Origin of the sequence: Enterococcus sp. 2201sp1_2201st1_C11_2201SCRN_220225, from assembly GCF_040925905.1 — a bacterium.
Lineage (GTDB): Bacteria > Bacillota > Bacilli > Lactobacillales > Enterococcaceae > Enterococcus_C > Enterococcus_C asini_A.
Map to the genome: position 1 here is coordinate 1 of NZ_JBCOJC010000022.1, position 9789 is coordinate 9789.

Consider the following 9789-nt stretch of genomic DNA (forward strand, 5'->3'; position numbering starts at 1 on the left):
ACTTTGCTAGCAATTGCTTGCAAATGTTGTTTGCTTTGATAAATCAAAGCGCCCTACACATTGGTTGTTTTGCTTTTCGTTCAGTTTTCAAAGGTCTACTGTGTTGCTCCAGCAACTTTTATATCATATCAGATGACATTTTGAATGTCAACTATTTTTATAAAAGTTTTTTTGAAGCAAGATTGCAATTCGCAATCGACAACTATTAAATGATATCTCAATCATTGTTATTTGTCAACAACTTATTTTAGCTTTTTAAAGCTGTTTTGATAAGTAGTTAAATTAACAACTTTGTTATAATATCATTATCTAAGTAATTCGTCAACAGCTTTTTGCAACTTTTTTTCCATGAGCTTTTCGCTCAACAGGACATGTATTAATATAGCAATTCTTAAAATAAAAAGCAACAAAAAAGATGAAGTCTCGATCACTTTTTCTAAAGACGAATATTTGTCTATCTTGATTTATTTTTGTTCCTTTTTGTTGCGTTTTCACTAAGAATATTTCCTTGTGCGTCAAATAAACAAGATTGAAATACAAGCTCACCACGTTAAAAATCAAAAAAAGGATCACCGCACTTAGCGATCATCCTCTTTTTTGGGGTCTTTTTCATTATTCATTTCATTCTTTACAACAGGCAAATAGATTCTAAAAATTGTACCTTGACCTACAACACTCTCGGCAGTAATCCGCCCTTTATAGCTAGTAACTAACTGTTTTGCTATGGAAAGACCTAATCCATTGCCACCTTTTGTCCGAGCGCGGGCTTTATCTACCCGATAAAAACGATGGAATACTTTATCTAAATCTTCTGGTGAAATCCCCTCACCAAAATCCTGCACCGATATTTCAAACTCTCCGCTTACCAGCTGAATGCTCAAACAAACTTCTTTGCGTTCAGTAGAATATTTCACCGCATTATCCAAAATGATAATAATTAACTGCTCAAAATGATTTCGATAAATTTTCAATTGTACTTCTTCAGTGAGATCATCGTCCAATGTAAACTGAAATTCTGGGTACAGCATCACAAAATTGTTGTAAACTTGATGGGTAACCTCTTGGGCATTCGTGACTTCATTACTATAATGAGTCTCCACTTGCTCTGCTCGGGAAAGATCTAACATTTCTTGCACTAAGGTTTTCATACGACTGAGTTCTTGTACGCTGGCACTTAAGCCCTCTTCAAGAATTTCAGGATCGTCTTTACCCCAGCGTTGTAGCATGCTCAAGTGTCCTTCCATAATCGCAACCGGTGTGCGCAATTCATGAGAGACATCCTCCACAAACTGCTTTTGAAGTTCCATATAAACCCGAATTCGTTCCAGCATATCATTGAAAATCTCAGAAAGGTCCGCTAATTCATCATTTGTCCCAATTTGGGGCATTTGGACGTCCGATAAAGGATCGCGTCGAATTGTATCCATGGTGTCTCGCAAAACTTTTAATGGCTTTAAAAAATACGTGGACAGAAAATAACCTAAAATACTACTTAAAATCAAAGAGACAATCTCCAAAATAATCAAGGTCAATAAAAGCCGACTGCGAATTTCATAAAAAGCCGAAAGCTCTGTGAAGGTTTGACAATACCCAATCTTTTCACCAGTTTTTTTTGAATACACGGGTTCCACTGCAATAAAACCAGTCAAATCGTCAATCGTTATTATCGTTGGGTCTTTTCGATCTAACTGGGTTAACTCGATTTCCATGCTTTCCGTGTTCAAAATTAGCTCACGATCTAAATTGTAAATGTATAAGTGCATCTCTTCTTGACCCAAATCTGAGATATAAGGGTCGATTTTTAAGGTTTTTCCTTCTAAGACAGCCCGCTCATAATTTCCACCAGTATCCTCTTCGGCTGCTTTACTAACCAAACGATAAGCAGTTTCCGAATCAAGGGGTTGGTCTGCGTCGGCTAAACGAGAAGTAATTTCAGACATGGTATTCTCTAAGTTCTTCCTTTCATTGGCTACGATCAAATTAATGGAAGACTTATAGGTAATTACCGCGAAAATGGTAAAAACCACAAAAATGAAGAAAGAACTAGCAAAGGCCCATTTCGCAGTGAGAGATGGGCCTTTCAGTTCTCTTTTCTCATTTGTGGCTGTTACTTCTTTTAAGTGACTACTCACGAACGCATCACATAACCTGTTCCCCGGACTGTTTGAATATAACTTTCGTCACCAGGAACATCGATTTTATTACGTAGGTAACGGATATATACGTCCACCACATTAGTTTCCACTTCCGTTTCGTAGCCCCATACTTTGTTTAACAGAACGTCTCGGGCCAAGACCACGTTGACATTTTCCATTAAGGTCAACAGTAGTTCATATTCCCGTTTTGTCAATTCGATTACATCATTGCCACGACGAACTACCCGATTTTCTTTTTCAATGGTTAAATCGCGATAGGTAATCGTAGTTTGTTTGGCAACATTTTTGTCCCCTTCAATGTCAATTCGACGAAGTAACGCTCTCAGGCGAGCCAATAACTCTTCAATTGCGAAAGGTTTTACGATGTAATCGTCAGCACCATGGTCCAAGCCAGATACACGGTCAATTACTGAATCCCGGGCAGTCATCATAATAATTGGCGTATTCTTCACTTGACGAATGCGACGGCATACTTCCAAACCGTTTAGTTCAGGCAACATTAAATCTAAAAGTATCGCATCCCACTCGTTATTTAATGCAGCTTCTAAACCGGTTCTGCCATTATAATGAACATCCGTGTTATACCCTTCATGAGTTAACTCCAATTCAACAAAACGGGCAAGATTCTTTTCATCTTCAATAATTAAGATATTGCTCATTTATTTAACAATCCTTCTCTCCACAAAAAACTTTTTCAGAATTTTGTTTTCTTATTAAAATACTATAGCCATTTTATCATGAAAGCGGGAATATAAAAAGAGCTATGTCAGAAAGAGTTAACTTTTTATCCATATTTTAAAAACGATGGTTATCCATATTAAAAAGCCTGACTGGAGGAAGTCCTCCAGTCAGGCGTCAGGGATTTGCTTATTCTTCATGATACCAAGAGTAGTGGAAGATTCCTTCTCGATCGGTACGTTCATAAGTATGAGCACCGAAGTAATCTCGTTGCGCTTGAATGATATTCGCTGGTAAACGTTCCGCACGATAAGAATCAAAGTAGGCGATTCCCGCAGAGAAAGTTGGTACTGGTACCCCTGCTTGAACGGCCAAAGCTACCACATCGCGGACAGATTGTTGATACTTTTTAGTGATTTCCACAAAGTAGTCATCTAACAATAAGTTTTCTAAATCTGGGTTAACGTCATAAGCATCCGTAATCTTTTGCAAGAAACGCGCCCGGATGATACAACCAGCTCGCCAAATTTTAGCGATTTCTCCAAATGGCAAGTTCCAGTCATATTCCTTAGAAGCTGCCCGTAATTCAGCAAAGCCTTGAGCGTAACTCATAATTTTACTGAAGTACAAAGCTTCCCGGATTTTTTCTATCAACTCTGCTTTATCTCCTTCAAAATTAAAAGGTGCAGGTTTCGGTAAGATGTTACTTGCGTTAACTCGTTCTTCTTTATAAGCTGAGATGAAACGAGCAAAAACAGATTCAGTGATTAATGGCAATGGCACTCCTAAATCCAATGCACTTTGGCTGGTCCATTTCCCAGTACCTTTGTTGCCTGCTGCATCTAAAATGACATCCACAATCGGTTGGCCAGTACCTAAGTCATCTTTTCTAGTTAAGATATCCGCTGTAATTTCAATTAAATAGCTGTCTAATTCACCAGTATTCCATTCTGTGAAAATTTCTGCCATTTCATCTACAGATAAGCCTAGGATATTTTTCATTAAATCATAGGATTCTGCAATCAACTGCATGTCGCCGTATTCAATTCCGTTATGGACCATTTTCACATAATGGCCTGCCCCATTAGGACCAATATAAGTCACACAAGGAGCGCCATCTTCTGCCTTAGCAGAGATTTGTTCTAAGATTGGGGCTACGAGTTCATAGGCTTCTTTTTGACCACCAGGCATGATAGAAGGACCTTTTAATGCTCCTTCTTCGCCACCAGAAACGCCAGTACCGATAAAATTAATACCAGAGTTGGCTAATTCTTCATTACGGCGAATGGTGTCTTTAAAGAATGTGTTTCCCCCATCGATTAAGATATCTCCTTTATCTAAGTGAGGTAATAATTCGGCAATGGTAGCATCTGTAGCAGCACCAGCTTTCACCATTAATAAAATTCGGCGAGGTGTTTCAATTGCCGCTACAAAGTCAGCGATTGAGTATGTCGCTTTGAAATTCTTATCAGGATGTTCTGCTACGACTTCTTCAGTTTTCGCACCAGTACGATTATACAAAGCTACTGAATAGCCACGACTTTCGATATTCAGTGCTAGGTTTTTCCCCATTACAGCCATGCCTACCACACCGATTTGCTGTTTTTCCATAGTGATTCCTCCTAGTAATGATTTCTTAATCAATCCTCCTTATTATAGCTTAAAAGTCCGGGCATTCAAAGCAAGAGAATCCCTTTTCACCTCATAAGCGTAGCGTTTTACTCACAAAAATAAACCCCTTAGGCTCCATGGTTAGCCTAAGAGGTTTGCAATCGTCTTCTTGTTCAAAACGATTATGCTTCTTTTGTAGTCACATCTTTGCCATCGTAGTAGCCGCAGTTTGCGCATACGTGGTGGCTTTTTTTCAATTCACCACAGTTTGGACATTCGTTCAAACCGTTAATCGTCAATTTGTAATGAGTGCGACGTTTGTTTTTCTTCGCTTTCGAAGTTTTTCTAGCTGGTACTGCCATTGCTCAATACACCTCCTTGTGTTCGACACGGGGTTAAGCCCGAAATTTATTCCAATCTTACTGATTATCCTCTTCTGAAGTTTCCTCCAATAGCTGGGATAATTTGGCAAGACGAGGATCGATCGTTGTTGCCGTTGCGTCTTGTTGTTGGTGGTATTCTTCTTCAGAAATAACTTCCCAATCTTGACCTTTTGGCAAGGCTTGGCCGCTTTTTTCTGCTTTGGTTAATACCTGTAATGGAATATGCAATAAGATATTGTCAATCACAGATTCCACCACATCCAAGGTCTGGCCTTCCAGAAGTAAAATTTCATATTCTGGCATCGCCTCTGACGCTTGTGCAAACTGCTCTTTGGTTACAAACTGTTCTGTTACCGCAACATCCAATGGAAATTCCACCGGTTCTAGGCTACGGGAAGAAGGCAAGGTCAAAACGGTCTTGAGCCTATAATTCAATAAATAGCCGTAGCTGTCTATCGTAATCGTTCCTACTACCTCTACAGATTTGGCATCAAGGATTTGCTTGTCCCGTTCTTTCAGCTGTTGAGTAAGATCCAACTGCTCTTCAAAGGACAAACCACTCTCTTGATATTTTCGCAATTCTTGTAAAGACCATCTCATATTCATCACCTCTAAGCAACAAAAGCTATTATACAGGGGCATAAAACCTTTGTCAATGAAATTTTCTTGACACCATTTTCAAACTGGAAAATCCTACATCAGACAGAAAGGCAGCCGCCATCACAAAATAGCGGCTGCCTCTATCAATCAGAATTGATTCAATTAGATAGCAGTTGTTTCGCCACGGTAAACAATCCCACGACGAGGGTCAACAGTTACCAATTCGCCGTCTTCGATCTTAGTAGTTGCGTCAGCTGCACCTACGATAACTGGGATATCTTTGGCAATCCCTACAACCGCAGCATGAGAAGTCAAACCGCCTTCTTCAACGATGACAGCAGCCGCTTTTTCAAAGGCTGGCATGTATTCTTTATCAGTTGTTGGAACAACCAATACCATACCGTCTTTTGCTTTTGCTACAGCTTCTTTAGCTGATTTTGCAACAACTGCGTTTGCAACAACTGTTTTTTCACCAACGCCTTGAGCTTCTAATAATTTAGAGCCGATTAATTGGATCTTCATAACGTTAGTCGTTCCCCGTTCGCCAACTGGAACACCAGCTGTGATCAAGATTAAGTCGCCTTCTTTAGCAAAACCTAATTCAACGGCTTTTTTCGTTGCTAAATCGAACATTTCATCCGTTGTTGAAGGTTTTTCAGCAACTGTTGGGAATACGCCCCAGTTCAACATCAAACCACGTTTTGTGCGTTCATCAAAAGTTACTGCCAAGATATCAGCATCTGGACGGTATTTAGAAATCATCCGTGCAGTGTGACCAGATTCGGTTGCTGCAACGATTGTTTTAACACCTAGGTTTTTCGCAGCCCGAGCTACGGCAATCCCGATGGTTTCAGTTACATCTGTTTTGTCGAATTCGTTAATTTGGAAAGTACCTAGTTCTTGCAATGCTTTTTCAGCTTCCATGTCAATCCGAGCCATTGTCGCAACTGATTCTACTGGGTAGTCACCATTTGCAGATTCACCAGATAACATGGTTGCATCTGTACCATCGAAGACAGCATTGGCAACGTCAGAAGCTTCTGCCCGTGTAGGACGTGGATTTTGTTGCATAGATTCTAACATTTGAGTAGCGGTAACAACTACTTTACCAGCAGCGTTACATTTTTTGATGATCATTTTTTGAACCATTGGTACTTCTTCTGCAGGGATTTCAACACCCATGTCCCCACGCGCTACCATGATACCATCAGAAACTTTTAGAATTTCATCTACATTGTCGATACCTTCTTGAGATTCGATTTTAGAGATGATTTGAACATGCGTCATGTTCTTTTCTTCTAAGATTTCACGAATATCTAAAACGTCTTGTGCTTTACGCACGAATGAAGCAGCAATGTAGTCAATGTCATTGTCGCAACCGAAACGAATATCGTCTGCATCTTTTTCAGTAATACCAGGCAAGCTAATGGAGACGCCAGGAGCATTAACCCCTTTACGAGAACCAAGCAAACCAGCATTTTGAACTTCAGTAACTAATTCTTTAGTTGCTTCATCTTTTTCGATAATCTTCATGTCGATTAAGCCATCATCAAACAAGATATGTCCGCCTACATGAACGTCGTCGAACAAACCTGGGTAAGTAACAGCGATTTTTTCTTTTGAGCCTACATGTTCAGAGTCCATAGAAATACGCACGATATCGCCAATTTCAAATTCGATTTTACCTGAATCTGTTCCTTGAACGGTTGTCCGAATTTCAGCACCTTTTGTATCAAGTAAGATCCCGACATCTTTACCAGTTTTCTTAACTGCTTCATGAACCAGTGTCATACGGCCTAATTGTTCTTCATGGTCACCATGAGAGAAGTTAAAGCGGAAAACATTTGCTCCGGATTCGATAAGTTTAGAGATAGTTTCTAAGTTATTACTTGCTGGTCCTAATGTACTAACGATCTTTGTTTTTTTCATTACTGAACGCTCCTATTCATTTATTTAAAAAAGCTAGGAAAAGCCCTTTTTTAACGGTAATTGTGTTGCTCTAAAATGACAATTGTTGGTTCAATTCATAAAGAGAAAGGTCTGGACGGTGTTTGTTGTTTTCCAAAGTATCAATAATATCCGCTGCAACCACTTTGTTATCCAACATTCCAATGCAAAGTCCGCCTTTGCCTTCTTCCAATAATTCCACAGCATAAGCGCCAAATTTAGAAGCCAAGACCCGGTCTCGCGCGCTTGGAGAACCGCCACGAACCACGTGGCCTAAAATGGAAACCCGTGTATGGAAATCACCATATGTGGCAAGTTTTTCGGCAAATTCATTTCCGCCCATAACGCCTTCAGCCAAGATGATCAAGCAATGTTTCTTGCCACGATCCCGACCTTCTTGAATGCGTTTTGCAACGACTTCCATATCAAAGTCATGTTCAGGGATGATGATTTCATCCGCACCACCAGCAACCCCAGACCATAAAGCGATGTCGCCAGCGCCACGGCCCATTACTTCAATGACAAATGTCCGCACGTGAGAAGTTGCCGTGTCCCGAATCCGGTCAAGAGATTCCAAGACAGTGTTGATTGCTGTATCAAAGCCAACGGTAAAATCAGTACCTGGAATATCATTGTCAATCGTTCCTGGTACGCCAATTGCAGGGAAACCGCGACGGGTCAATGCCATAGCGCCATGGTAAGAACCATCGCCACCAATGACAACTAAACCTTCAATGCCGAATTTCTTCAATTGTTCGATACCTTTTAATTGCCCTTCTTCAGTAGCAAACTCAGGGTAACGAGCGGAATACAAGAAAGTACCACCACGTTGAATTTTATCCCCAACATCTGCCACATCTAAGCGACGGATGTCTCCAGCAACTAAGCCAGCAAAACCATAATTAATTCCATAGACTTCCAGTCCGTCATAAATCCCTTTACGGACAACGGCGCGAATCGCCGCGTTCATCCCAGGTGCGTCTCCGCCACTGGTCAAGATTCCGATGCGTTTCATTAACCTTTCACCTCATTAAAATGTCGTTTGTTCGGTTCTAACTAGTTATACCTATACGGCATTAACCACGATTTCTATTTTACCATTAAAAGCAGGAAATGTCTTGAGATTCGAGGAATATTTTGAAAAAGATGAAAACAAAGGGTAATATTTACTGAAAACAGCTTGTAAGCTATTTAAAGACAACATTTGCCGAACCCAAGAGCTGCCTTAGTTCCTCTTGGAGCTCCTCTGTATTTTCAACCATATATTCTGGAGAAAGAATTTTTTTAACTCCTGATTTGACATAGACCAATATCACCGGTATCGCTCCTGGATGCTCTTGAATCAGTTGATACAAAGTCGCCATTTGAGCAGGATTTTCCTGTTCCGGAGAAATGCGCAAGTAGCAAGTTTCTTCTGTCATTTGCTGTTGCAAGACTTCAGCTTGATTTAATTCATTGGCAATCAATTGCAACTCGCCATTGTACTTGCTCACTTCCACTTTTCCTTCCAAATATAAGACATCCCCGATTTGAAATGTTTGTCGCACCCACCGATACAAATCAGGAAACAAAGTAACAGATAACTCCCCAGAAGGGTCATTCCCTTCCACAAAGGCCATTAAATCTCCTTTTTTGGTGCGAATTTCGCGAATATTTCGCACGTAGAACAGTAACCGAACTTTTTCTTCGGGAACTAGCTCTGTAATACTGACAATTTGCAAACGTTGAGCTAGTAACTGGTATTTCTCAGCTGGATGTCCCGAAAGATAGACGCCTAAGTACTGCTCCTCTAAGTTCAAGCGTTCTTCTAGAGTATATTCCCGAATATCATGGACTTTTAAAGTCATTAAATCCAATAAATCTAAACTCCCCCCGCTGTATTGGATGTTTTGAATTTTTCCTTCCAATTCACTGGCCAACTGTCTTCTTTTCGGATCCAAAGTGTCAAAAGCACCTACTTCAATTAAAGGTAGTAAGAGATCTTGTTTACGCCACTTGCTATCAATCCGATACAAGAAATTATCTAATGAAGTAAATGGTCCAGAGCTTTTGCGTTCTTCCACAATAGCCGCAATAAAATCCCGCCGAATGCCTTTAATACTCCCTAACCCAAAGCGAATTTGATTGATTTGAGTCAAGACAAAACCATAGCTACTTTGATTAATATCTGGTGGTAGAATGGAAATTCCTCGCTTTTTGGCCTCGGCTAAGTACTCTTTGACCTTTGCTGGGTTACTTTTAGTGGAACGAAGCAAGGCCGCAAAAAAAGGCCCAGGGTAATGGACTTTTAAAAAGCCCATTTGGAAGCCCACAAAGGAATAAGCAAAGGCATGGGCTCTGTTAAAGCCGTAATCGGCAAAGCGTTCGATATAATCATAGACTTGGTTGGCCTTGGCTGCTTGATAGCCTTGCGC

Annotated in this window: 8 protein-coding genes; all 8 read right to left on the bottom strand. The window is 40.3% G+C overall.

The window, feature by feature from the left end; translation table 11 throughout:
• Window positions 1-578: 578 nt before the first annotated feature.
• Window positions 579-2132: an ATP-binding protein gene (locus tag AB5754_RS07375; protein ID WP_368251420.1), complete on the bottom strand. Its 1554-nt coding sequence runs from the start codon at window positions 2130-2132 to the stop codon at window positions 579-581.
• Window positions 2129-2815, bottom strand: a complete 687-nt coding sequence (locus tag AB5754_RS07380; RefSeq protein WP_118341155.1) for a response regulator transcription factor — start codon at window positions 2813-2815, stop codon at window positions 2129-2131. Before AB5754_RS07380 ends, AB5754_RS07375 begins: the two co-directional genes overlap by 4 nt.
• A gap of 208 nt (window positions 2816-3023) precedes the next feature.
• Complete coding sequence (gene gndA, locus AB5754_RS07385; RefSeq protein ID WP_368251419.1) at window positions 3024-4445, bottom strand: NADP-dependent phosphogluconate dehydrogenase; 1422 nt, start codon at window positions 4443-4445, stop codon at window positions 3024-3026.
• Between the two features lie 182 nt (window positions 4446-4627).
• Complete coding sequence (gene rpmF, locus AB5754_RS07390; RefSeq protein WP_010753256.1) at window positions 4628-4807, bottom strand: 50S ribosomal protein L32; 180 nt, start codon at window positions 4805-4807, stop codon at window positions 4628-4630.
• A gap of 57 nt (window positions 4808-4864) precedes the next feature.
• Entirely contained in the window at window positions 4865-5428 is a 564-nt protein-coding gene (locus AB5754_RS07395) for a DUF177 domain-containing protein (RefSeq protein WP_368251418.1), read from the bottom strand.
• A gap of 162 nt (window positions 5429-5590) precedes the next feature.
• On the bottom strand, window positions 5591-7357 hold the full coding sequence (gene pyk, locus AB5754_RS07400; RefSeq protein ID WP_311832943.1) for a pyruvate kinase: 1767 nt from the start codon (window positions 7355-7357) through the stop codon (window positions 5591-5593).
• Window positions 7358-7427: 70 nt separating this feature from the next.
• The gene (gene pfkA / locus AB5754_RS07405) at window positions 7428-8390 is read right to left on the bottom strand and encodes a 6-phosphofructokinase (protein ID WP_311832942.1); all 963 of its coding nucleotides are present in this window, start codon (window positions 8388-8390) and stop codon (window positions 7428-7430) included.
• Window positions 8391-8562: 172 nt separating this feature from the next.
• The coding region (locus AB5754_RS07410) for an OB-fold nucleic acid binding domain-containing protein (RefSeq protein ID WP_368259531.1) at window positions 8563-9789 on the bottom strand (1227 nt) is incomplete at its 5' end.

Coding starts and splice junctions, on each gene's coding strand:
- AB5754_RS07380 (WP_118341155.1), bottom strand. CDS start 2,815: ATGAGCAATATCTTAATTATTGAAGATGAAAAGAATCTTGCCCGTTTT.
- gndA (WP_368251419.1), bottom strand. CDS start 4,445: ATGGAAAAACAGCAAATCGGTGTGGTAGGCATGGCTGTAATGGGGAAA.
- rpmF (WP_010753256.1), bottom strand. CDS start 4,807: ATGGCAGTACCAGCTAGAAAAACTTCGAAAGCGAAGAAAAACAAACGT.
- AB5754_RS07395 (WP_368251418.1), bottom strand. CDS start 5,428: ATGAGATGGTCTTTACAAGAATTGCGAAAATATCAAGAGAGTGGTTTG.
- pyk (WP_311832943.1), bottom strand. CDS start 7,357: ATGAAAAAAACAAAGATCGTTAGTACATTAGGACCAGCAAGTAATAAC.
- pfkA (WP_311832942.1), bottom strand. CDS start 8,390: ATGAAACGCATCGGAATCTTGACCAGTGGCGGAGACGCACCTGGGATG.